General features: G+C 41.8%; 20 protein-coding genes. 5 read left to right on the top strand and 15 right to left on the bottom strand.

Annotated features, from left to right (window positions below):
* Positions 1-161: 161 nt before the first annotated feature.
* Together OCV72_RS08655 and OCV72_RS08650 are read right to left on the bottom strand one after the other, a co-directional pair.
* On the bottom strand, positions 162-431 hold the full coding sequence (locus OCV72_RS08655) for an FmdB family zinc ribbon protein (RefSeq protein ID WP_055283205.1): 270 nt from the start codon (positions 429-431) through the stop codon (positions 162-164).
* 14 nt (positions 432-445) lie between these two features.
* Positions 446-1,849 (bottom strand): alanine/glycine:cation symporter family protein, encoded by a 1,404-nt coding sequence (locus tag OCV72_RS08650; RefSeq protein WP_055283203.1) that lies wholly within the window; start codon positions 1,847-1,849, stop codon positions 446-448.
* A gap of 190 nt (positions 1,850-2,039) precedes the next feature.
* Between OCV72_RS08650 and OCV72_RS08645 the strand changes: the two genes are divergently transcribed.
* The 4 genes from OCV72_RS08645 (at position 2,040) to OCV72_RS08630 (ending at position 8,364) form a co-directional block, all read left to right on the top strand.
* Complete coding sequence (locus tag OCV72_RS08645; RefSeq protein WP_055283200.1) at positions 2,040-3,044, top strand: calcium/sodium antiporter; 1,005 nt, start codon at positions 2,040-2,042, stop codon at positions 3,042-3,044.
* A gap of 34 nt (positions 3,045-3,078) precedes the next feature.
* Positions 3,079-4,014 (top strand): D-2-hydroxyacid dehydrogenase, encoded by a 936-nt coding sequence (locus OCV72_RS08640; RefSeq protein WP_055283198.1) that lies wholly within the window; start codon positions 3,079-3,081, stop codon positions 4,012-4,014.
* A 27-nt stretch (positions 4,015-4,041) separates the two neighbouring features.
* Complete coding sequence (locus OCV72_RS08635) at positions 4,042-6,861, top strand: HD domain-containing phosphohydrolase (RefSeq protein WP_055283196.1); 2,820 nt, start codon at positions 4,042-4,044, stop codon at positions 6,859-6,861.
* A gap of 111 nt (positions 6,862-6,972) precedes the next feature.
* Positions 6,973-8,364, top strand: a complete 1,392-nt coding sequence (locus OCV72_RS08630; protein WP_055283194.1) for an MATE family efflux transporter — start codon at positions 6,973-6,975, stop codon at positions 8,362-8,364.
* 116 nt (positions 8,365-8,480) lie between these two features.
* Here the strand turns inward: OCV72_RS08630 and OCV72_RS08625 are convergent, their stop codons facing one another.
* Positions 8,481-9,431 (bottom strand): DMT family transporter, encoded by a 951-nt coding sequence (locus OCV72_RS08625; protein ID WP_319017398.1) that lies wholly within the window; start codon positions 9,429-9,431, stop codon positions 8,481-8,483.
* Positions 9,421-10,644 (bottom strand): dicarboxylate/amino acid:cation symporter, encoded by a 1,224-nt coding sequence (locus OCV72_RS08620; RefSeq protein ID WP_055283192.1) that lies wholly within the window; start codon positions 10,642-10,644, stop codon positions 9,421-9,423. Before OCV72_RS08620 ends, OCV72_RS08625 begins: the two co-directional genes overlap by 11 nt.
* Before the next feature lie 195 nt (positions 10,645-10,839).
* Here OCV72_RS08620 and OCV72_RS08615 point away from each other — a divergent pair, with 195 nt between their 5' ends.
* Entirely contained in the window at positions 10,840-13,155 is a 2,316-nt protein-coding gene (locus tag OCV72_RS08615) for a TIR domain-containing protein (RefSeq protein ID WP_055283190.1), read from the top strand.
* Positions 13,156-13,339: 184 nt separating this feature from the next.
* Here the strand turns inward: OCV72_RS08615 and OCV72_RS08610 are convergent, their stop codons facing one another.
* The 11 genes from OCV72_RS08610 to OCV72_RS08560 all read right to left on the bottom strand — a co-directional run bounded on the left by OCV72_RS08610 (position 13,340) and on the right by OCV72_RS08560 (position 25,125).
* A complete protein-coding gene (locus OCV72_RS08610; RefSeq protein WP_055283188.1) occupies positions 13,340-13,555 on the bottom strand; it encodes a hypothetical protein in 216 nt (71 codons plus the stop codon).
* 59 nt (positions 13,556-13,614) lie between these two features.
* On the bottom strand, positions 13,615-14,136 hold the full coding sequence (locus OCV72_RS08605; protein WP_172677217.1) for a GNAT family N-acetyltransferase: 522 nt from the start codon (positions 14,134-14,136) through the stop codon (positions 13,615-13,617).
* Between the two features lie 19 nt (positions 14,137-14,155).
* Positions 14,156-14,785, bottom strand: coding sequence for a flavodoxin family protein (locus OCV72_RS08600; protein ID WP_055283186.1), 630 nt, complete (start codon positions 14,783-14,785; stop codon positions 14,156-14,158).
* Positions 14,786-14,854: 69 nt separating this feature from the next.
* Positions 14,855-15,628 (bottom strand): TIGR03915 family putative DNA repair protein, encoded by a 774-nt coding sequence (locus OCV72_RS08595; RefSeq protein WP_006427661.1) that lies wholly within the window; start codon positions 15,626-15,628, stop codon positions 14,855-14,857.
* Positions 15,629-15,634: 6 nt separating this feature from the next.
* Complete coding sequence (locus OCV72_RS08590) at positions 15,635-17,161, bottom strand: putative DNA modification/repair radical SAM protein (protein WP_055283184.1); 1,527 nt, start codon at positions 17,159-17,161, stop codon at positions 15,635-15,637.
* Between the two features lie 84 nt (positions 17,162-17,245).
* Positions 17,246-17,815 (bottom strand): DUF6553 family protein, encoded by a 570-nt coding sequence (locus OCV72_RS08585; protein ID WP_055182322.1) that lies wholly within the window; start codon positions 17,813-17,815, stop codon positions 17,246-17,248.
* 17 nt (positions 17,816-17,832) lie between these two features.
* Positions 17,833-18,870, bottom strand: a complete 1,038-nt coding sequence (locus tag OCV72_RS08580) for a galactose ABC transporter substrate-binding protein (protein WP_055283182.1) — start codon at positions 18,868-18,870, stop codon at positions 17,833-17,835.
* Positions 18,863-19,816, bottom strand: a complete 954-nt coding sequence (locus tag OCV72_RS08575; protein WP_055283180.1) for a substrate-binding domain-containing protein — start codon at positions 19,814-19,816, stop codon at positions 18,863-18,865. Before OCV72_RS08575 ends, OCV72_RS08580 begins: the two co-directional genes overlap by 8 nt.
* A complete protein-coding gene (locus tag OCV72_RS08570) occupies positions 19,803-21,668 on the bottom strand; it encodes a sensor histidine kinase (protein WP_081021037.1) in 1,866 nt (621 codons plus the stop codon). The genes OCV72_RS08575 and OCV72_RS08570 overlap by 14 nt, the downstream gene beginning before the upstream one ends.
* A 13-nt stretch (positions 21,669-21,681) precedes the next feature.
* Entirely contained in the window at positions 21,682-23,265 is a 1,584-nt protein-coding gene (locus OCV72_RS08565) for a response regulator transcription factor (RefSeq protein ID WP_055283219.1), read from the bottom strand.
* 207 nt (positions 23,266-23,472) lie between these two features.
* Positions 23,473-25,125, bottom strand: a complete 1,653-nt coding sequence (locus tag OCV72_RS08560) for an ABC transporter permease subunit (RefSeq protein WP_055283178.1) — start codon at positions 25,123-25,125, stop codon at positions 23,473-23,475.
* Positions 25,126-25,135 lie beyond the last annotated feature (10 nt).

Genomic DNA, 25,135 nt, shown 5'->3' with positions numbered 1-25,135 from the left:
GTGTTTGAGGCGAACGCCGAGTTTGAGCGTAGTTCCTTTGCTTTTAGGTGATTCTGACTCTCTTAGTGTTTCTTATGGTATGGAACCTGAACAAGAATCCTTATCTATTGTTTCCTTCAAGGACCGAGAGGCCGCTTCCCAGTTAATAAATTAAATCCCAATTAAATCCAATTACAATCCCCGCCAGTAATCGCCAGGCTCAGAAGCGCATCCATCTTCGCAACTTCTTCTGTGCCTTCGATCTTCTGCAGAAGTTCTGCCGTATCCAGCACATCTTCCAGCGATTCATCCGGGCCGATCTCGTAATCGATCTCCTGCTCGCAGTCCGGACACGGGATCCGTTTCATCGTCTGCAGGGACAGAAAACGATTCCCGCATTTCTTACATTCGTAATATCCGCATTCCTTTGTTCCATCCGGTACATAATACATAGCTGTCACCTCCTCTACTTCCAGCAATCCAGTTTCTCTTTCATTCCGATATCCGTACTCTTAAATACCGGATTCATACCCTTTTTCAGTTGTTTTTCATAATCACCGAGTGCTTTCAGTGCCGTATTTGATAAGAGGATGATCACCGGAATATTAATGATCGCCATCACTCCCATTAACACATCTGAGATATTCCAGAGCATGGACATCTCCATTCCGGCTCCCATGAATACAACAAGCGCACATACCACACGGAATGCCATCATGAAATGCCGTCCGGGCTGACTCTTATGAATATATGTCAGCAGATTATCGCAGTAAAAGCAATTGCCGAGCAGTGTTGTAAATGCAAATAATACCATAGACACCGTAATAAATACAGGACCAAACGTTCCGAGTGATTCCTGCAATGCAGCCTGTACCCATGGTGCTCCCTGCAATGCTTCCGACGGGGCTACCCCGGATGACATACACATCATAGCAGTTGCCGTACATAATAATAAGGTATCAATGAACACCGATAACATCTGAACCAGTCCCTGCTTGACCGGGTGCGTGACATTTGCCGATGCAGCCGCATTTGGTGCAGAACCAATCCCCGCTTCATTTGAATATAATCCCCGGCGGATTCCCTGCATCATGGCAGATCCGGCAAATGCACCAAAGATTGCCTGAAAGTCAAATGCTTCCCTGAAAATCGTTGCAAACACATCTGGAATATATCTGATATTGATCACAACCACGATCAAAGCCACCACAATATATGCCACACCCATAACCGGTACCAGCATCGAAGTTACTTTTACAATACGTGAACCGCCGCCCAGCAGACACCATCCTGTCAGAACTGCCAGAATCCCTCCGATGATCCACGGTGTCACATCTGCATGATAAAAAGAAAATCCTGCAAATGTAGACTGCAGGTTATAAGATGCCAGCATATTAAATCCAAATGCATATGTCGCGATCATGGCAATACAGAATGCAATTGCCAACGGTCTGCACCGAAGTGCAGCCTCTATGTAATACGCCGGTCCTCCGTAACATGTTCCGTCCTCACCCTTTTTCTTATAAATCTGCGCCAATGTACTCTCCACGAACGCGGATGCGCTTCCAATAATTGCGATCACCCACATCCAGAATACGGCTCCAAATCCCCCGATACAGATTGCAGACGATACGCCTACGATATTTCCTGTTCCAACTCTCGATGCAGTGGAGACCATCAGTGCCTGAAAAGAAGAGACTGCATCTTCATCATCCGGTTTCTCCATTACCGCTTTGCAGGCGCTGCGAAACAGCCGCACCTGCGGAAATCTCGTCCGAATCGTAAAATACACACCAGTTCCGATTAACATAATGACCAGCAATTTACTGTACATGAATGAACTGATGCTGTCAATGACCATACTTAACATACTTGTATTTCTCCTTCTTGTTTTATTTTCCATATAAATATACAGTAAATCCATGCATTTGGAAAGAATAATTTATATACATTAACACTGGCACTTGTTTCCTCTTTGTTTGATTTTATGGTACAATTACAAGAAGACAGCCTTTGCCGGCTGTTAATATCTGTTTAAAAACGGAAAAAAGGAGAATCACATGCAATTATTAAAATCACTCATTATATTAATCGTCGGATTTGTCCTGTTGATCAAAGGTGCCGACTTCTTTGTAGAAGGCAGCTCTGCCGTAGCAAAGCGGCTCCGGATCCCTTCCATGATTATCGGCATGACCATCGTAGCCATGGGTACCAGCCTTCCGGAATGTGCAGTCAGTGTAACTGCTTCCCTGACCGGCAATAATTCCCTTGCCATCAGCAATGCGGTTGGCTCTAATATTTTTAATCTGCTGGTAGTATGCGGTGTCTGTACTTTATTTGTTCCGCTTGCCGTTCAGAAAAGTACTTTACAGAAAGAATTCCCATTATCTATCTTCTGTGCAGGACTTTTACTGCTGCTTGGATATCTGGGTATGACACTCGGACGAATCGATGGAATTCTCTTTCTTATAATATTTACCGGATATCTGCTCTGGATGATCCGCTCAGTCAAAAGAGCACGCCGTACAACAACACCTGATGCTATTTCTTCTATGCAGGAAGAAAGAATCTCTCTTTCCGAAGAAGAGATTGAACAAGTTACCTCACATATCAATCTCCTTCCGGCATGGAAATGTCTCATTTTCATTCTTGGAGGTATGATCGCGATCAAGTACGGCGGTGATTTTGTCGTCGATGGAGCCTCTGCGATTGCAGTCCGCCTAGGACTCAGCCAGACATTGGTCGGACTTACCATTATTGCCATGGGTACAAGCCTTCCGGAACTTGTCACTTCCATTGTTGCCGCCAGAAAAGATGAAGTCGATATGGCGCTCGGAAATGTCATTGGTTCCAATATCTTTAACATTCTTCTTGTACTCGGTGTTGCCGCAGCAATCAGTCCGGTGGCTTTCGCCTGGGATAACATGATCGACATTGCTGTCCTGATCGTGATCAGTGTGATAACTCTGATCTTTGCATGGACTTCAAAAGAACTCAACCGCAAGGAAGGAATCATCATGCTTATCTTATATGCTTCCTATATGGTATATATCTGTATCCGGTAAAGCAGTGATTTCATTATGAAAGGATGAACCTATTATGAAAATTGTATTTTTAGACGCAAAAACAATCGGTGATGATATTGACCTTTCCGGATTCGACGCACTTGGGGAGGTCACCAGATACGACTTTACCACACCGGAAGAAGCACCTGAACGGGTCAAGGACGCAGATGTTCTGATTATCAATAAAGTTCCTGTTAACGAACAGACAATCCATACCGCAGCGCATCTGAAGCTTGTCTGTGTTACTGCTACCGGAACCAATAATCTGGATAAAGACTATCTGGCTTCCCGCGGCATTGCCTGGCGCAATGTTGCCGGATATTCCACCGAAACAGTAACCCAGCATACATTTGCCATGCTTTTCTATCTTCTTGAAAAGCTGCGTTATTATGACGATTATGTAAAAAATGGAAATTATATCAATGACACCTGTTTTACTCATTTTTCCGAACATTTTTCAGAACTTAACAGCAAGACATGGGGCATCATCGGGCTTGGTGCTATCGGACGCCGTGTTGCCCAGATCGCAGAGGCATTTGGCGCTCATGTAATCTATTATTCTGCTTCCGGACAACCTGCCCAGAACGGATACACTCAGGTTGATCTTGATACACTGCTTACTACTTCAGATATCATCTCTGTCCATGCTCCCCTGAATGAATATACTGAAAATCTTCTAGATAAAGATGCATTTGCAAAGATGAAAAAATCCTGCATCTTTTTGAATCTCGGACGTGGACCGATCGTTGTAGAGCAGGACTTATATGATGCTTTGATAACAGATGAGATTGCTGCCGCCGGTCTGGATGTCTTATGCCAGGAGCCGATGAGTGAGCAGAATCCACTTTTTCAGATCAAAGACAGCCGCAAATTGTTAATTACACCACATATCGCATGGGCTGGCATTGAGGCGCGCATACGGCTGATGGACATTATTCTGAATCAGATCAAAGACTTTTTTGAACTGTAATCACATCGTACTTCCAGGAGGACTGACATGACAAAAGAACTATACATACAAAATACAAAAATACGATATTTGTTTTATCTTCTTATGTCCGGCATACTCGTCTGGTTTCTTATCCTTCAGGCATTCGGGACCAACGAAAGAGACATAAACGAAGTGTCCGGTATGCCAGTTTATCATGGTTCGTTCACCTGGCAGAAATCCGACGGCAGTTCCGAAAAAATTACCGTTCCCGGACGATATTCCGTATCACCGGAAGATACTATGGTAATCACCTCTACGTTACCGGAAGATTACGACAGTAATACCTTAGCTGTCCGTTCTTCTTTACAGAGTGTACGCTTTTATATTAATGGGAAACTTCGTTCCGAATACGACACCAAAGATACCAGACTTGCAGGCAAAAATTCTGCGAGCCGTTATGTTTTCTGTAAGACATCTGATGCAGATGCCGGTAAAGAACTGCGTATCGAATTACGCACCAATACCAAACAATACTCCGGTGTTGTCAATACGGTATATTGCGGTGATAAGATCGATATATGGGAATTCCTGTTCACACAATACGGTATGGAAACAATCATTGCATTTTTCCTGTTGTTTGCAAGTGTGATAACCATTATCTTCAGTATCATGCTCGGACTTATCTATCATACCAAATTCGACATGGAATATCTTGGATGGTGCATGCTTATGGGATCGATCTGGATGCTCGGCGAATCAAAATTTCGCCAGCTTCTGGTTCCGCACTCCTCCGCACTTGCCACTCTGTGCTTTATTATTCTCATGCTCTCCCCTCTTCCGGTACTCTTTTATGCCGATCAGGTACAGCATAGAAAATACCGCAGGCTCTATCTTCCGATAGGATGGCTTGCAATTTTTAATTTTATCATCAGTACCATTCTGCATCTTACAGGAATTGCTGATTATATCGAGACGCTTTTTGTGTCTCATACCATCCTCCTTCTTACTGTATTTGTAGTACTGTTCACATTTGCACTGGATATAAAGAAAGAAAAAAAGCACCGGAATCTGCTTGCATTCACCGGACTGCTTGCTGCTACTATCTCTGTCATGATCGAAGGGATCTCTACTTATTTTGTTGTATCTCTCTCCGGTATATTTGTCGGAATCGGTATGATGATTCTTTTCTCTTTAAATGTGCTTCGCACCGCAGAAAATATACATATGATGGAACTCCGGCGTCAGAAAAAAGAACTGGCCAAACGGAAACGTCAGATTGAGAAAGTATCCCTTCAGATGATCCAGACTCTTTCTACCACAATTGAAGCAAAGGATGAATATGCCCGCGGACACTCTCACCGCGTTGCTGAATATGCCGCTCTGATTGCCAATGAACTGGGATGGGGTTCCGAAGAGATCATGAATCTAAAATATGCCGCACACTTACATGACATAGGTAAAATCGGTATCCCGGATATGCTTTTGAACAAGCCTGCCTGCCTTACACCGGAAGAATATTCCGTTATCAAAGAACACACCGTTATCGGCGCCGAAATTCTAAAGAATATTACTCTGATCCCTCATGTTGCCGAAGTTGCCCGTTCACACCATGAACATTATGATGGAACAGGTTATCCGGACGGACTTGCCGGAGAGGATATTCCGCTTTCCGCCCGCATCGTAGCTATTGCCGACAGTTACGATGCCATGAATTCCAAGAGGATCTACCGAAATGCACTTCCACCGGAAAAGATCTTTGAAGAAATTCAGAACAACAGAGGACTTCAGTTTGATCCAGATCTTGCAGATATCTTCCTGGAACTGCTTTTCGATGACAGAGTCCATATCTGTGAACACTGTGAATTCTCAGAGGATGATCCTGAACTTCCATTTATTGAAAATGAGATTGAAAATTTCGTTTCAAATGTCATGTCTACACTACAGACGCAGGAAGACAGTGAAAGCTTTGACTTCCTCACCGGACTTCCGATGCGGAGCAGAGGTGAAAAGCTCACTGCACAATTCATGCAGCAATATAGCGGATGCCTCATCTTCATAGATATGGACAATCTGAAAAAGATCAATGATATCCATGGACATAAAGCAGGTGACAGAGCACTGAAAGTTCTCGGTACGCTTCTTGCTGAATCCTCGCAGAATTCTGTCGTATGCCGTCTCGGTGGTGATGAGTTCCTGCTCTTCATTCCTGAAACAGACAAGGAACAGGTGACAGCATTCATTCAGGATCTTTTTGAAAAATTCGAACATGCCACCTCAAAAGACCCTGAGATCCAATATGCTTCTATCTCCGCAGGATTATACCTGAGTACAAAGGGCGAACCTTTTGAAGATTGCTACTCCAAAGCCGATAAAGCACTCTATCATGTAAAACAAAACGGAAAGCAGGGATTCTTCTTCTATCAGCAGATGGAACTGGATTTTTCCGAAGACGAAGTGACCGGCAAAGATCTAGGATTAATTGCCCATGCTCTGAGCGAAAGCGGCCGTTACAATGGTGCCCTGAACCTTGATTACCGGGAATTTGCAAAAATTTATGAATACATGAACCATCTCAATGAGCGCTATAAACATCACTGTTTCCTTATAATGGTCACAATTGACACCGCACCCGGCTCTGTCACATATACGGAAAACAGAGAACATGCCCTTGCATGTATGGAACAAGCCATTCATGAAAAAATCCGCAAGGTAGACATCAGTACCCGCTACAGTTCCATGCAGTATCTGCTCATTCTGTATGAACCGGATGAAACACAGATTCCAAAAGTAATGGATCGTATCTTCCAATATTATGATACGTTATATGATAAGAAGGATTTTATACCGAGCTACGAATATCGTCCAATCCTGCATTCAAATGATTGAATCCTTCTCACATTCATGTTAATATATGTTTTTGGGTCTGATAACAGACAGAATGAAATTGTATGAACAGGCGCTCTGGTTTGCCGGCGTCACTGTGGAGGAAAGAGATTTATGAGTGAAAATCAATCATCTGCTCCCATAGCAGAAAACAAGATGGGAACCATGCCCGTCGGAAAATTAGTATTTAACATGTCCCTGCCAATGATGATTTCCATGTTGGTACAGGCACTTTATAACATCGTTGACAGTATCTTCGTAGCAAAATTATCAGAAAATGCGCTGACTGCCGTTTCGTTAGCTTTTCCGCTTCAAACACTTCTGATTGCGGTAGCTACCGGTACCGGTGTCGGCATGAATGCACTCCTGTCCAAATCCCTTGGAGAGCGCAATTTTAAAAAGGCGAATAAGATTGCTGATAATGCAGCATTTATCTATGCCATCAGTTACATCGTATTTTTAATCCTTGGCTTTACGATTGTAAAACCGTTCTATGCAAGCCAGATTGGAAATGCAGATGTCGAGATCATGAATCTCGGAATTGATTACCTGAGTACAGTTATGATCTTTTCTTTTGGTTTGTTTACACAGATTTTCTTTGAACGATTACTGACTTCTACCGGAAGAACGATCTTCAGTATGACTTCTCAGTTATGCGGTGCTATCACCAATATCATCCTTGACCCGATTATGATCTTCGGACTTCTCGGATTCCCGAAGATGGGAGTAACCGGAGCTGCCGTTGCCACCGTCATCGGACAGTGCGTAGCCGGCATCGTAGCCGGAACCTGCAATCACAAATATAACCATGAAGTGTCCTTAAGCTTCAAAGGATTCCGTCCGGACATAAGCCTGATCGGACACATTTATGCAGTTGGTATTCCGTCTATTATTATGCAGTCTATCGGATCAATCATGACCTATTCAATGAACCGCATCCTGATCGAGTTTTCTTCTACCGCAACTGCTGTATTCGGTGTATACTTTAAGCTTCAAAGCTTCTTCTTCATGCCGGTATTCGGACTGAACAATGGTATCACACCGATCATTGCTTACAACTACGGTGCCCAACAGAGAAAGCGTATGATCCGGACGATCAGGATCAGTCTGACAACTGCATTCTGCCTTACTTTTATCGGATTTCTCTGTTTTGAGGGTATCCCACAGGTATTGCTTGGAATGTTCAATGCATCTGCTGACATGCTGAAGATTGGTGTTCCGGCACTTCGTATCATCGGTATCCACTACCTGATCGCATGGTTCTGTATCATTGCCGGTACCGTATTCCAGGCACTCGGCAAAGCAGTATTCAGCATGATCGTATCTATCATGCGTCAGCTGGTTGTACTGATCCCTGCTGCTTATATCCTGTCTAAGATTGGCGGACTGCACGTTGTATGGTGGTCTTTCCCGATTGCGGAAGTAATATCATTTATTGCGTCTATGGCATTTTTGATCAGGATTTATAAGACGATTATCAGTAAGATTCCGGAAGGGAAATTGTAAACTCTATATCGCTGACATGCAAAAGAGGCTGTAAAAATTCTTTTTAGAAAGAACTTCTCAGCCTCTTACTTTATTTACATTTCATTACTGTTTTTCAAAAAGATATTTCCCGAAATCTACTTTTTATTTTTGTAATTCACAATATAAATTCCCACACATACCAGAATCAATGCAATCAGACTTCTCGCATTAAATGCCTGGCTTACTTCTCCAAGAACCAGTGCCGATAACACCACACTGCAAAGTGGATTGACAAATCCAAAGATTGCTACTTTTGACACTTCATTATGTGCCAGCAGAACTGACCAGAGTGTATACGCTACAGCCGATACCATCGCCAGATACAGGATCAATACCGCTCCCGCAACAGACATATGATCCAGATGTCCACCCATGAGGATTCCTACTACAAACAACAACACTCCACCCATGAAGAATTGACAGCCGCTTAAGATAACCGGTGATACTTTTTGGGAAAAAATATTGATCAGTACGGTCGATGCCCCATAGGACAACTGTGCGATCAGCACAAAGCCTTCTCCCGTCAGTCTGAAGCCCATATCCATAGAACCACCTGCCATGTTGATGATCACGACTCCTGCAAATCCGAGAATACAGCCGGCAAGTTTTCTGCCTGTCATCTTTTCATTTCTTACTAACAGACATGCCATTAAAATTGCGATAAAATTTCCAAGACCTGTGATAATTCCGCCTTTTACACCGGAGGTATGTGCTACTCCGATGTAGAAGAAAAAGTACTGGACAAAGGTCTGTGCAAAACAGACAGGAATTGCATAGCGGAATACTTTTCCATCCGGAAGAACCATATGTTTTTCACGGATAGATGCAAATACTAATACCAGAATTCCAGCCAATGCAAACCGGATACCTGCAAAGACGATCTGGCTTGCGGTATCTGCAGAATCTACAGATAAGATGCGATAGCCTGTCTTGATCACTGGAATTGCGCTGCCCCATAAGATGCAGCAGACACACGCCAGAGCTGCAACCACCCAGGTCCTCGTTAATCTATTTTGTTTTTCTGTAATTTCCATTTTATTTTTCAATCTCTATCTTCTCTTTCAGTACGACACATCCGGCCATATCACCGATTACATTCACACAGGTTGCTCCCATGTCACATAATGTATTGATACTGATATACACACCCATGACTCCAGCCGGAAGACCTGCCATTGTTGCCAGTGCCGCAAACGATGCGATTGCTCCTCCCGGGATTCCCGGTGTTCCAACTGACAGAAGAACATTCGCCAGAAGGATGATGATCATCATCGGAATACTGACATGTACGCCACATGCATTTGCAAAAAACATGATCATAAACGACATCAGGATTGATACTGCGTCCATGTTAACAGTTGCTCCAAGCGGAATTGTGATACTGGATATCTGATTCGGTACGCCCAGCTCATTTTCCACACAACTTTTGCTGAGAGGAATCGTTGCAGAACTTGAGCATGTACCAAATGCATTCAATGCTGCCGGCATGATCGCTTTGAAGAACTTCACCGGACTTGTCTTTCCGAGAATGCTTACTGCACCGCCATATACAACAAATGCAAATCCAAAGAACGCAACATATAAGATAATCAGCTGTGTAGCCAGTGATATGATCGTCTTTGTTCCATTTGCCTCTACGACAGGAACGATCGTACAGAATACTCCGATCGGTGTGAAATACATAACCGTACTGATAATCTTCAGGCATGCTTCGTTGCAAGAATCAATTACCTTTAATAATGGCTCTCCCTTTTCTCCGATCGCGATCAGTGTAAATCCCATGATCAGTGCAAATACCAGCACCTGCAGCATATTACCCTCTGCAAATGCAGACACCGGATTGGAAGGAATCAGTCCTTTCACTGTATCTAATATACTGTCCATCTTTGTTGCCTGAATATCAGATGTAGCCATCTTAAAGCTGACACCTTTTCCAAGACGGATCAGTCTCGGAATGATCAGCCCGACAAAACTTGCCAGCGCTGTGGTGCACAGGAAGAACAGCATTGCCGCTCCTGTGATCTTACCTGTCGTCCTGGCACTTCCGATGCTTGCAATACCCATTACGATCGAACAGAATACCAGCGGGAAGATCATCATGTTCAATGCACTCATATAGATGCTTCCCAGTACACTCGTTGCAGTCAGAACCACTTTAAACCGTCCCGCCAAAAACAGTCCGGTCAGGATTCCGAGGATCAATCCGCCGAAAATCGCACCGGTGATGTGTTTTCTGTACCACTCATAAAAACTCTTCATTCGTATGTACTCTCCTTACTCTTTTAACTATAATATAACGTCTATATTTTACTATAGACATATAGATAATAGTTTATATCAAAAGGAGTGGGACGTCAATGTCCCACTTCCTTGGTTTCACCGTTTTTACAGTTTCCCCGTTGTTTGTCATATGCTAAAATAGAATTATTATCAATACAGAAACGAGGTGCTTTTATGCAGCACGAAGTATTTATCAGTTATCATCGAAACTCATCTGCTGAACTTGTGGAACATATTGTAGCGGCACTGGAAAGTCACGGAATCAAATGCTGGTATGCCCCACGGGATGTAGATTCAAGCTATGCCGGAGATATTGTTAAAGCAATCAATACATGCAAAGTCTTCCTTCTGGTTATGAATGAGCAGTCTTCTCACTCTGCCCATGTACTCAATGAAATTGACTGTGCTTTTAACCGGTTCCATCAACATGAATCCATCCGCCTGTTACCTTTCCGAACCGATAACAGGGAAATATCGGATGATGTCCGGTATTACCTTGGACGGATTCATTTTCTGGATGGTACCGAACCGCCAGAAGAAGACCGTATCAATGCCCTTGTATCCAGAATTTCTTATTGGATTCAAAGCAGTGAATGGAACAACAATGCCCAACCGGTCGTTCAGGTTCAGAGCATACACAGTACCACCCTTGTACACAACACAAATTTTGTTGGCCGGGCATCTGAACTTAACGAAATATACCGTTTACTTCATAGCGACAACAATAAATTATTTTTATGCGGAACCGGTGGCATTGGAAAAAGTGAACTTGCCAGACAATATGGACTGAAATTTCAGAACGAATACCGAACCATTCTCTGGTTCACTTACAACAGTACGCTGGAAGATATGATCATCACAGATCAGTTTCTTCTCATCCATGGTCTGGAAAATGAGAAACAAGACCTTACAACTCCTCAGGCACGGGAAACTTATTATTATAAAAAGCTGAATTATTTAAAAGAACACTGTGATAAACATACACTTCTTATCATCGACAATTTTGATGCCGAAGATGAACGCACACAGGAACTTCTGGAGGGACCATATTCTGTAATTTTCACTACCCGTATCAGTCGTGAAAAAGATGGATATCAGGAACTTTCCATTCATCCAATGGACAATCCGGAAGATCTTATTGCTTTGTTTCAGAAATTTTATAAACGCCCTCTACAGTCTGGCGATGATATGATTCTCTTGCAGATTTTTGATAAGATTGCCCATCACACCTACGGCATCGAACTTCTGGCCAGACAAATGCAAGCCTCCAGAATGTCCCCTGCCAGTATGCTGGACTTTTTCAATGGAAAAGAAACTCCTGCCTCCAGACGTTCTCACATAGTAATGGAACATATCCTGAATGTAATGACAGATCTGTTCCACCTGGGCAGCCTTACAGAAGAGAAACTCTCCATCTTGAAAAATATGGCACTTCTTCCGGTAGAAGGTATTGAAACAGAGACTTTTTTTGACTTAACAGAACTAGATGATTTTATGTTGATAGATGAACTGATTGATTCCAGTTTTATCCAGTATAATTACATTACCGATGTGATATCCCTGCATCCGCTCATCGTCAATACCATTCAGAAAAATGATCCTGATTTTGTAGATGACTGCCAGATTTATATCCAGAATCTGACCAGACAGCTCTCATCTTTTACACATTTGAAGTCAACGGAAAAGCGTACCCTGCTCTCACTTGCGGAAGCTTACTATCTGAAATGGTGCAGTCCATCCCGCTCTTTTGATATTCCATTCATGGAACATCTTGCGGAAGCTTATGCCGAATATTTTATACGAGACAAAAGTATTGCCATCATGAAACGGCTTCTGACGCTGAATCCGAAGCCACTGAAAGCCAGCTGGTATCACTACTACATTTCAAATCAGCTGCGCTGCCTTGAACAATATGATGGACTTTCTTCTGAAGCTGCGTTGTCCCTTTCCCTACTGAAAGACCTTCCGGATTCTTTAGAAAAGAAGCAGCAGCTCTCCAGAAGTTATTCTATGATGGGATGGGCAAAATATCATACGGATGACTTTGAACAGGCTTTTTCTTATTTTGAACATTCTCTGCAGCTCCGTAAAGAAACGCTTTCAGACGACAATGTGCTGATCGCCTGGGCATATTTCAACAGTGCCAGTGTGCTGACTAAGATGAAAGAGACAGAAAAGGCCATTCAATATTATGAAGAAGCCATCAGGCGTTTCCTGCGGATTAACGAGATTGGTATCTGTGTACCTGCCTATATCTGTATCGCAGAAGCCTATCTTGATTTGAATGACTGCACAAAAGCTACGAATGCGTTGGAGCAGGCTTTTACTTATGAATATGAATATTATGGTGAAGAAAATTGCCGGAAATACTGGCTTTATGATATCAAATCTAAGATTTTGGAAAAGCAGGGTAAAAACGACGAAGCTGCCGAATACCGGCGCTGGTCTGAAGAAGAATATAAGAGATATATTCAAAGTCGCGAAACATAACTTCCATGTTTCAATATAAAACTATTCTCCCCCAGCATAGCTGGGGGATTAAACTTTTCATTCGCAATCTTTCTCCAGTTCAGGAAGCCGTATGTAGAGTTGATAAAGTTGTCGTTTTACTGTGATCTCAGGGATTCTTTTCTGATTTCAGACTATAGCTTCCAGACTATTTTTTATTATTTTATCAGTCATCTAACAGTACATCATTAACCACATCGTATGCATCTTCCAATGCATCCAACGCTTCCGTCAGAGTGTCTGCTTTATCCGCTTCACCGTCTTCTTCATATTCATCCAGTATATTTACCAGAGAATCTTTTACTTGTTGGATGGATGTTATCAGGTCTTTTAACTGTTCTTCTTTTGTTGATGTGGAATTTATATTTACTATTTTGCTCACATTGTACCTCCCGTATTCTTGCCTATTTATTCTCTTGCTGATACATCTTTTCCAGTGTTCTAATTCTGATTCTTTACACCCATCTCATGCCATTCTTCCCCGCCCCAGGTTGACTGCGCGATTCCTTTATCTTTAAATCCGAATTTCTCATACATCGCTACCTTCGATTCCAGACAGGTAAGGATAATCTCTTTTCTTCCCCTTCCCCATTCTCTTTCGAGATACCGGCGTACCAGTTCTCTTGCAAGTCCCTGACTGCGATATTCCGGCAGTACATCCAATCCCAGAAGCATGACATTCTTGCCTTCCGGGTTATGCAGACTGGCATCTGTAAAGAACTCGTCCTTTAATATCTCATCATCCGTTGCTAGTCCATTTAAAAAACCTGCCATCTTTCCATTTTCTTTATCAATCGCTACCAGAAATAAATCCGCAATTCCGGCAACACGGTCTTTCATATGCTTCTTAGAACAGGCTTCATTCGGCGGAAAACAGATCCTTTCGATCTCTGCTGCTTCTTCTGCTTCGTTCTGTTTTATGTTTCTAAATTCATATCTTTCTGAAATATGTGTATCTGTCATTTGCTTTTCTCCAATCCCATTACCGTATAAAATGTGTCGCAATTCGTTCTTCCTTTTCCGGTAATCCGAACTGTTCTTTTCCAAGCGCAATACTCTTCATCAAGAATGTCATATTTCTTGCAAGTGTACGCATCGTCTGTTTTCCTTCTCCGTCCTGCTCTGACTCACCCGGCATACGTCCATGAATGCTGTTCCAATACTGGCTTGATGCAACCGGCATTCCGGAGATTGTAAAATACTTGTTCAATTCATCAAATGTTGCTGAACAACCACCGCGTCTCGCACATACAACACTTGCTCCGACTTTCATCGTCTTGTCAAAATGACTGCTGTAGAACAAACGATCAAGACAGGCAATCAGTGTCGCATTTGCTGACGCATAATATACCGGGCTTGCAACGACAAGTCCATCGGCTTCTTCAAACTTTAGTGCCAGTTCATTTACCATATCGTTGAATACACATTTGCCTTTCTCATAGCAGGAACCACAGGAGAGACAGCCTCGAATATCTTTATTGCCGACCAGTATGATCTCTGTCTCGATTCCGTTATCTTTAAATACCTGTTCCATTTCTTTTAATGCAACAGATGTATTGCCATTAGCCCGTGGGCTTCCATTTAACATTAACACTTTTAAATTTTGCTGCATTGATTTGTTCCCCTTTCAATGATTCTCTTCCTGACAGATATTTCTTTCAGGATTCGCAAGTTTTTATGCTCATATCCTTAGCGTTCTGAATTCCACCGCATGCTTCCTCTTCCAGATTGGGAACAAATTCCTCTGACACACATAATTCTCCCTCTCTTTGATCGCAACCGCCTGAAAAAACGTCTTCCACATCTCTGTATATTCATCTTCATACTGTTCTGTTTTACGAAGTGACTCAAATTCGTCATCCGTCAGATAACGCAAATAGTTTGTTCCATCTTTTGGATGTACGCATGCTGTTTTCCGGTTATCATCTATGATCATCCAATGTTCTGATGGCATCCGGTCCGCAAAATGTCTGCCAACCAGCATGATCACATCACTTTTGGGTTCCAGATGACTGACATAGACCTTTCTGTCCAGCGACTGGAATCGTGCAAATTCATTAAAATGATGGCTTTCATTACCGACTTTCCGCCGAAGTTCCAACATGCGCATCACATGAGGATTCGAATACTGTTCCAGTACCTTACTTCCCACTGCAAATCCGACACGCAGGAAATTATAAATTGCCTGTAACGCATCTTCCTCCGCAGAAAGGGTTGCATAATATACATCCAGATATGCTTCATCGGAAATATCCCTGCGAACAGAACGGATTACTTTTTCTGCTTTCACATTATCCCCATCTACATGGACATATTCATCAAACATTGTCTGCTGTAATATCGGTTCTTTCTTTAATTGTATCTGATCATGACCGATTCGTAAAGCTTCCGACCAGGCATCATAGATGCAGGTCATAATGTCCTCCAGACGATCCTTACAAGTATATATCTTCATAATTTCCTACCCTATCCCAAAGTCTGCCAACGACAATTGCACATAAGATTCATTGGAATGTTCTATATTCCATACATCTTTCTTATCTACACTCACCAGTTGTCTCATAATATACGATACTTCAACCGGTGTATGATACATCTGTTTTCCCCCACAGGTAATAAAATAATGCGCCCGCTTAAGTACCACACCCATCTTCTTTAAACTTGCAAAATCCAGTCTTCCATACCGTCTTGCATGTGTGATCCGGCTGGCGGATTTGGGACCGATTCCCGGTACCCGAAGCAGTCTTGCATAACTTGCAGTCTCTATTTCCACAGGAAATTGTTCGAGATGGCGTAATGCCCAGTCACACTTTGGATCGATCAGTTCATTGAAATCCGGCTTTTCTTCCGACAATAATTCACCTGCCTGGAATCCATAAAATCTAAGCAGCCAATCTGCCTGATAGAGGCGGTGTTCACGCAAAAGCGGTGTCGGTGTTCCAAGCCCCGGCAGTGCATCATCCTCATTCAGCGGAATATATGCTGAGTAAAACACTCGTTTCAGATCAAAGCCCTGATACAACTGCTGGGTCGTCTGCAATAATGTATAGTCACTTTCCCCCGTCGCACCGATGATCATCTGTGTACTCTGCCCAGCAGGTGCAAAACGACGCTTTAAACCAGACATATCATGGGGTGCTAACTGATATGCATTGTCCCATGTAAGGAGTCCATCCACTCTCCCCATTTCTTTTTGAGAAGGCAAAGTTCCGTCCTTTCCATCCGACAGTCTGTCTGTCTTCTTTTTTTCTTCCAGGCTTTCCCGATAATTCCTTTTGGATATTTCCGAAAAAATGCCGTTATTTAACAGTTGATTTCCCCTGCTTCTTTCCATATATGCTGTCTTTCCGATGGCCATCCGGTGTGCAGCAATTGTATTCTGAACCTTTCCCATAGGATTAAGGATTGTCTTCATTGGCTTATTCGGTGCAAGAGTCCGAAGACTCTCTTCCGTCGGAAGTTCCAGATTCACACTGATACGGTCGGCCAGATATCCCGCTGCGGCAAGAAGTTCATCCGAAGCTCCCGGAATCGTCTTCACATGGATATATCCGTTAAAATGATATTTTGTGCGAAGCAGCAGTAAAGTCTCACACATCTTTTCCATCGTGTATGTCGGATTTTTCAAAACTCCGGAGCTTAAGAAAAGACCTTCTATATAGTTACGCCTATAAAACTCAATCGTCAGTTCACAGATCTCTTCGGGTGTAAATGTTGCCCGTTTCACATCGTTACTTGCACGATTAATGCAATATTTACAATCATAGGCACAATGATTTGTCATCAGAATCTTTAATAAAGAAATACATCTTCCGTCCGCTGCAAAACTGTGACAGATGCCGCATGCCTCTGTATTGCCGAGTTCTCCTTTCTTTCCACGGCGGCTGGAACCACTTGACGTACATGCCACATCATATTTTGCCGCATCAGCGAGAATCTGTAATTTCTCCTGCGTTGTATAATTACTGTTTTTGATTTCTATATTCATAGTTTTATTATACAAACAAGCGTTCTTGTTTTCAAGCTTTTCCGAACATTTGCTCTTTTCATCTACTATACATGACTGCTATCTTTATTTTTTCAGGAAATGTTCCCTGTTCGGATATACCTGCCTGAAAGCCTCAAGCGCCGCCTCCTGTAACAGCGCAAACTCTTTCTCCATATGAAGCAGATGCGGTGCACGAAAAGCGATCATACTAATCTGCTGCGCAATCTTTTTTGTCACTCCTTCTTCTGACATCTGTCCCATTCCAAATACAAGTGACGTAAATGCTCTTCCTCCCCTGCTGACTTCAATGAATTTCAGAAAGACATTCTGAAGCTCCTGCAAAAGAATTTCCTTATATACTTTTTCCTGAAGCAGTGATTCTGACAGCCCCAAAGTGGCAGCTATCTTCGCTCCCTGCTTTCTCCGTTTTCCTCCCAGATCCACTGTCGTACCCTCTGCCAGATATTTCATTTCCATAAGACACCTCATAAATTCATCTTTTACGGGTGTTCGTTTTCCATATCTTGCAATCCATAACTGTTTCCGGTATTTGTCTTTCTCCGACTCTCCGTCGCCGGTATTTGCTTTTAATAACTCCAGTCTTTTTACCGGATCTGTTTCTTTGTAAAATGCAATTATCCATGCGTTATCCATTTTCTATTTCCTCATTATTACTTCAAAAAATGATCTACATTACTGCTATCCACACGGCAATATTCGGAGACATAATATCTGCCTTCCTTTAAATGTTTCCGATTTGTGTCTTTTCCACAGATAATCTCTACCGATAATTCCGCCAATTCCATTGCCTGATCCTCTTTATCATTATAGACGGTTCCCTTCATTTTTCCAGTCTTGATTGCCTCCAGCGCATCGTCCAGACCGTCAATTCCAAATATGACAGGCCAGTTCCGGCAGTCATATCCGGCCTTCTGCCAGGCTGCCACTGCTCCCAGTGCCATCTCATCATTATTGGAAATAACCAGTTCTATCTTATCTCCATATTGTTCAATAAGACGACTCATCCTGTTTTCAGCCTGTCCACGGTTCCAGTCTGCAAACTGATAACTCAATTTTTCAAGATCAATCCCCTGTTCAAGCAAGGTCTTAACCGAATAGTCTGTTCTGCTGATGGCATCCTGATGTCCGGCCTCTCCTTCCAGAAGTATATACTGAATCTTCCCATCCTGATTCTTATCAACCTCCGGATGATTCTTAATATAATCCGCCACAATTTCTCCCTGCATGATCCCGGACTGCTCTGCGTTACATCCTATATAATACAGCTTCTCCCATTGCATCAGATCCTCCCTGACCGGCTCCCTGTTAAAAAAGAGAACCGGGATATCTTCTTGTTTTGCCATCCTGATAATACGGGATGGTGCCGTTCTGTCAACCAGATTCACACACAATACATCACAGCCGGCGTCAATCATCTCCTCAACGATCTCATTTTGATCCTGCTGATTATCATCGCCGTTTTTTACCGTTGTGATGATTTTCATATGATCTGTTTCCATTTTTTTCAGATTCTCTTTTAACTGATCCGTCATAGCATTGATAAATGGATCATCCTGCGTATAGGTTACAACTCCTATCCGGATGATATGATCTCTCTTTACACTCTTGTCTTCACATCCGGTAATCAGAAAAGCAATCAGCAGGATAACTGCTATCATACTTCTTCTTTTTCTGTTTTTTTTACTCATAAGAATATAAGAACCTTTCCAAATTATCATTTAATGAAAATTCATCTCTGTCAAACACCTTTATCTCTGTCTTATAGCCTTTTAGCCTGTAGAATCTGTGTTCCAGCCTTTGTGCCATTTCCCCGACACTTTTATATCCGATCTCATAGGCATCCGGAACCACCAGTCCCTGGATATTTCCGTTATCCAATAACACTACCGCTTTTACACTGCTCCCAATGCCATATATGTCCGCTCCCTGATATGAATCTTCATCAGACTGCTCGCCTAGTTCTTCCAATGCATGTGGATCCAGAACCACTATTGCATCTACTTTATCTTTTTTACTTACTTTTTCATAGATATTCTGATCTTTTTTCCGGTAACAATACCAGTCGATCTCACTTTTGGTATCTTTCAGTGAATCCCTTAATCCCCGGATCGCATCCTGATCTGACTTTGATTCTTTCCAGTTTGCGACAACTCCGATTTTCTGCCGCTTCTTTCCCAGCTGCTTTCCAAGTTCAGAACCTATCTTATAATAATCCGGTCCGATTACCGGATTACCGGAATTCCCGCCTTCTTTGGAATATACATCCTCCATGATCAGTGTGTATGGCATCTTGGCACACTGTTTTTTTAACATGTCTTTCGTATCACTTCCCGGTGCCGGACATATGATAAATGCATCTATATTGTTGTGCTTCTGCTCTTTTATAATTTCTTTTTCCATCTCTGCATTTTCAATTTCATCTGTATTACAGATAATCATATGAAGATTGTTTATTTTCGCCGACTGCTTCATCCCTTTAATCAGTGAATTCCACCGGTTATCTCCTGATTCCGGTAAGATCACCGCCACTCGTTTTTCCGGCACATCCCGGTCAAAAATCTTCCATGCAAAAAATAATGTCAGTATCAGGAAAATACACTCCAGTATCAGGAATGTAATTTTATTCTTTTTCATCTACATCCCTCCCCTGTATATATTTCTGCATCTCCAATTGTTCTGCATTCTCCTTTGTATATGGAATTGCCGGTATATGGATAACAACCCTGGTCCCCTCATCCGGTTCACTATATATCTCCAGGCCATATTGCTCACCAAACATCAGCTGAATTCTGGAATGCACATTGATCACGCCAACACCCGAACCATGTTTTGGAACTTTATTGTTATCTTTCAGGATATTTTCCAGAACTTCTTTTCGCATTCCCATTCCATTATCTTCTATAATAATGTAAATATCGTCTTCTTTCTTTTCTCCCCGGACTGTGATTTTTCCTTCATCGTCCTCATCCATATTTCCCACGCCGTAATAAATTGCATTTTCGAGAATCGGCTGAATGACTAATTTTACAATACAATAATCTTCTATCTCTTTATCCGTCTGAAATTCCATTTGAAAACGTTCTTTATAACGCACAAGCTGGATATTCATATAGCTTCTGCTGTGCTGAAGTTCATCTTTAACCGGAATGATCGTCTTTCCGCGGGATAAACTGACTCTTAAAAGCTTTGCCAGTTCGGAGATCATAATAACTGCTTCTTCATTTTTCTGTGCTTCGATCATCCAGGTAATAGATTCCAGTGTATTATACAGAAAATGTGGATTAATCTGACTTTGTAATGCATCCAGTTCACTTTTTCTCCGTTCATTCTGCTGACGGATAATTTCCTCCATAAGCGTCTCAATCCGTTCATATGATCTTTGAACAGAATAACCCAAATGTCGTATTTCTGAAGAACCTCCTATGTAAATATCCGTTTTTCCTCCTGCTTCATATGTTTTAACCGATTCATCCAGTTTCCGAATCGGTTTGGATATTTTTCTGGAAATCAGCCTGTTTCCTTCCAGAAGCATCATCATAAGAACCATGATTGTTGTAAAGATATAATATCTGAAATTGTTAATTCTTGCAGTCTGCACGCTCTCCGGTACAACTCCAATCATTTTCCATCCTGTATAGGCAATGTTGCCAACCACTACACTTTCCTTGTGTCCATTTGTTGTGATCTCATAAGTGCCCTCCTCATACCCGGAAGCCTTCAGACTATTCTCTTCAAACAGTCCTCTGGCCATCTCTGTTTTTCTCGGATGATAGATCATCTGTCCGTCACGACTGATCATATAATAATAGATTCCTTCCGAAGAATCATTAATCTGCTTTAAGACATCTTCGATCACCGAATATTTCATATCTACAAGAAGGACTCCGCTTCCCGGAATCTCCCCATCGTTTATATCCACGTAACGGCTCAGTGAAACAACCCAATGATAACGATACAGACCATCTTCATACAAATTCTGAATATGCGGAATGGAAAAATGTACATTTTCAATTGCACTCTCGGCATTCTTATACCAGTCCTGTCCTTTTACATCTATATTTTCTTTTTCAACAGCAACCGGTTCCGAAGCAATCAACCGGCCTTCATTCCCATATAATGCCAGACTCTCGATTTTATCCGAATTCACCTCATATAATAAGCTGAACTGTTCAGCAAATTTTTCGCTGGATATATCAAATTCCTGAACGATATTATAATTCGCTGCATCAAAAATCTGCCGGATATCTAACAGGTCCGAATTCACCCTGTCTACTGTGCTTTCCACCGTCGCCTCTGTATTTGATACTGCCATCTTATCAATCGCAAGCTTAAATCTTTGATACAAAAGGAATCCCATAGTTACAATCGTGACAAGTGTAATCGCCATAAGAACAGACATGATGATCGACTGTATATTAAATACAACATTTTCTTTTAAATCCGAATCTTTTTTTCTTTTTTTCACGCTTTTTCCTGTTCCCTTCATACGCATTACTGTTCTACTTTACAGATGCTCTATACTTCGAAGGAGAAACTCCAAACTTCTTTTTAAATACATAACTAAAGTAATTGGCATCGAGATACCCTACTTTTTCTGCTATTGTGTAACTTTTCTCATCTGTATTTAATATCATCTCTGCCGCAATATCCATTCTGTAATCTGTTAAATAAGAGATAAACGATTTTCCCGCTTCTTTTTTAAATACAGAAGAAAAATAAGAATTCGATACACCGAGAACCGCACATACCTCGTCCAATGATATATCCGCCTCCATATACCTTTCTTGCACAATGTTCTGTGCTTCCAGAATGAGCCGTCTGGCAGAACTGTTTCTTGCACATTTCAGCTTTTCACTGATCGTTTCCGACATCTGCACAATCCATGCTGTCAGTGAACTCTCATCCATCTGCGATACTTTTTCATAAATATTCTGCATATTACCGGATATTTTATTGAAATCCAGCGAATTATCTGTACAGAACTTAAAAAATCCACTGACGATCTCCATTGTAGCAAGATTATACTGACTCATGGTTTCTGTATTTTTATGAAGCTTTTCCATCTCTCCATGTGCTGCCCGCTCTATCTCTGCCGAATCTCCTATACGAATTGCACGAAATAGCGTCTGCATCCTTGACTCTTCTGACTGAACCGGTTTGATCTGTTCCTTCGGAACAATCTCTCCAATATTAATTGCTCGTTTTGTTCCGTATAAAACCCTGTAAGAAACTGCTTCTCTTGCCCGTTCATAGGAAAGACTGATCTCATACAGGCTGTCACACACGGTTCCGATTCCCGCTGTAACAACTGCACCCATGATGCGGTACGCCCACCGACAGAATCTGTCACAGGCATCTGTTATCTGGGTAATCTTATCTTCCGCATCCAGTTCCAGAATCAGCAGTGTATTTCCCATATATATAAATTCTCGACAGTTCCACTGATCCATCAGTCTCTGCTTGATCTCTCTTTCTACCGACATGGATAAAAGCAGTGGGTTCATGCCTTCTGGCACATGGTTCTCCGATGTGTGGAAGATTACACAACCAAAGAGAGGTCCTTTCATATCTACCTGATATGCCTGTAAAAACCTTTCATAATCATGTTTTTCTACTCTTCCTTCAATTAATGAAATAAAAAAATTGGACTGTAATTTCGGAAGTACTTCCTGAAAATAATCATTTAATTTTTCTTCTCTTTCCCTGTCCAGCGTATGTTTCAGATTAGTCAGACTTTCTGACAATTCTGTTGCATTGACCGGTTTGAGCATATATTCCTTGATTTCCAAATGCACTGCTTCTTTCGCATATTCAAACTCATCAAATCCCGTACAGAGCATGATATAAATATTCGGATATTCCCGATTCAGCCTTCTGGATAACTCTAACCCGTCCATATAAGGCATCTTAATATCCGTCAGCACCACATCCGGCTGGAGTTTTTCTACTAATTCCAGTGCTTTCACCCCATTTGTCGCACTTCCTGCCACCTCAAACCCCAGATCATTCCAATGAATTTTTTTCTCTATCATATCGATGACTTCGGCTTCATCATCTACGAGAATCACTTTATATCGTTCCATCTTTTTCCCCTTTTTCATGGCCGCTATACGTTTATTCCAGTATAACAAATTTACGTCTCTTATAACATATCCAAATACAAAATCTGCCTTCAAAATTTTTTTACTCACAAATTCCTTTCGAACGCATCATGTTGAAAAAACCGTCCCTTTCATCTTTCCGATGAGCAGGACGGTCTACTTCTTTTTGTATAAACAGTCTTTTATTTATTATTTCTTCTGTACATATTTCAGACAGTCAAGTGTTACTGCTGCCAGAATAATGATACCTTCAAAAATAAACTGAAGGTTTGTATCAATACCAAGAACCGTCAAAGAATAGGTCAATGATGTAAAGATCAGTACACCTGTCACAACTCCCGATATCTTACCAATACCACCGGTAAAGGAAACTCCACCAACTACGCAGGCTGCAATGGCGTCCATATCCCATCCCTGTCCGTAAGCGGCACTACCGGATCCAACCATTCGTACACACTCCAGCCATGAACCGAATCCATAAAGGATACCTGCAAGGATAAATGCTCCCATCGTTACTTTAAATACCGAGATTCCTGATACAGCTGCCGCCTCTGGATTTCCACCAACTGCATATAAATTTTTTCCAAATGTTGTCTTATTCCAGATAAACCATACAACAGCAATCGCAACTACTGCCCATAAAATAATCATCGGAAAACGTCCTGCCTGTGGAATAAAAATATTTGGAATTGTCGGATCAATCGCACCAAAAGAAACTCCTTTTGTAGCATATGTAACAAGACCAAAGATGATCAACATATTTGCCATCGTTGAAATAAATGGATGCATCTTAAATCTTGCCATGAAAAATCCGGCTGTCATTGCAAATACAGTTGTGAAAAGTATACACACACATAATGCTAATATAGCTCTTGATGCCGGTGCCATACCCGAAAAATCAAAAACATGTCCAAACACAGTACCTGTGTTAATTCCGTTATGCATGATAATGGTTGCTGTAACCATACCCATACCAACCATACGTCCTACAGAAAGGTCTGTACCTGTCAGAAGGATCAGACCGGCAACTCCAAGTGCAAGGAACATTCGCGGTGAAGCCTGCTGCAAAATGTTAAGGATGTTTGTGGTTGTAAAAAGCTGTGTATTTTTCACGAATGGTGTAATAATACACAATGCGATAAAGATCATGATAATTACAATATACAGACCGTTCTTATACAGGAACTGTGTCATATTAAATGTGTACTTGTAATTTTCAAAATTCTGTGCCTGCTTCTGTGCAAATGTATATTTTGACATTCTGAGCAGATCGATCAGGTGGAACTTATGCATGTATGCATCATGTTTTCTATCCTTGATCTCCTGGAGCCTGGACTCATGTGTCATCTGCGCATCATATAATTTATTCTTATATGTGTATTTTTCAGCTTTGATCTCTTCTGCATCTTTCAGGCTGCTGACTGCCTTCTTATGTTCTTCCTGCAGATCCGCTTTTAATTTTTCAAAATTACTGTTTTCCGCTTTTTTCTCTGCTTCGCAGCTCTTTGCAACAATGTTATAATACTCACTGTTGTAATGTTTGGAAAGAAAACCTTCAGCATCTGCGATCAGTTTTGCAATCTGCTGTTTATTTGCATCTTCTGTCGCTTTTGCCTTCTCCAGATTCTTCTTACATTCCCCGATAATCTTATTCTGTTCTTCTTTTGTTAAGTTCTTATTCTCTTTTGCTATTGCAATCTGATTTTTTAAACTGTTGACTTTGTCAGATCCTTCCACACGCAGTGCATCGATCTGCTCCTGTATTTTTCCAACATATTCGTCAATCGGTTTCAAAAGTATTGCTTCTTCTTCAGCCGAAATGATAATGCTTTTTTCTGCCATCTTCCATACC

Source organism: Dorea amylophila (assembly GCF_025567265.1).
In the GTDB taxonomy this organism is placed as follows: domain Bacteria; phylum Bacillota; class Clostridia; order Lachnospirales; family Lachnospiraceae; genus Dorea_A; species Dorea_A amylophila.
The sequence above is the reverse complement of the archived record's forward strand: the minus strand, read 5'-3'. Positions and strand labels throughout refer to the sequence as shown.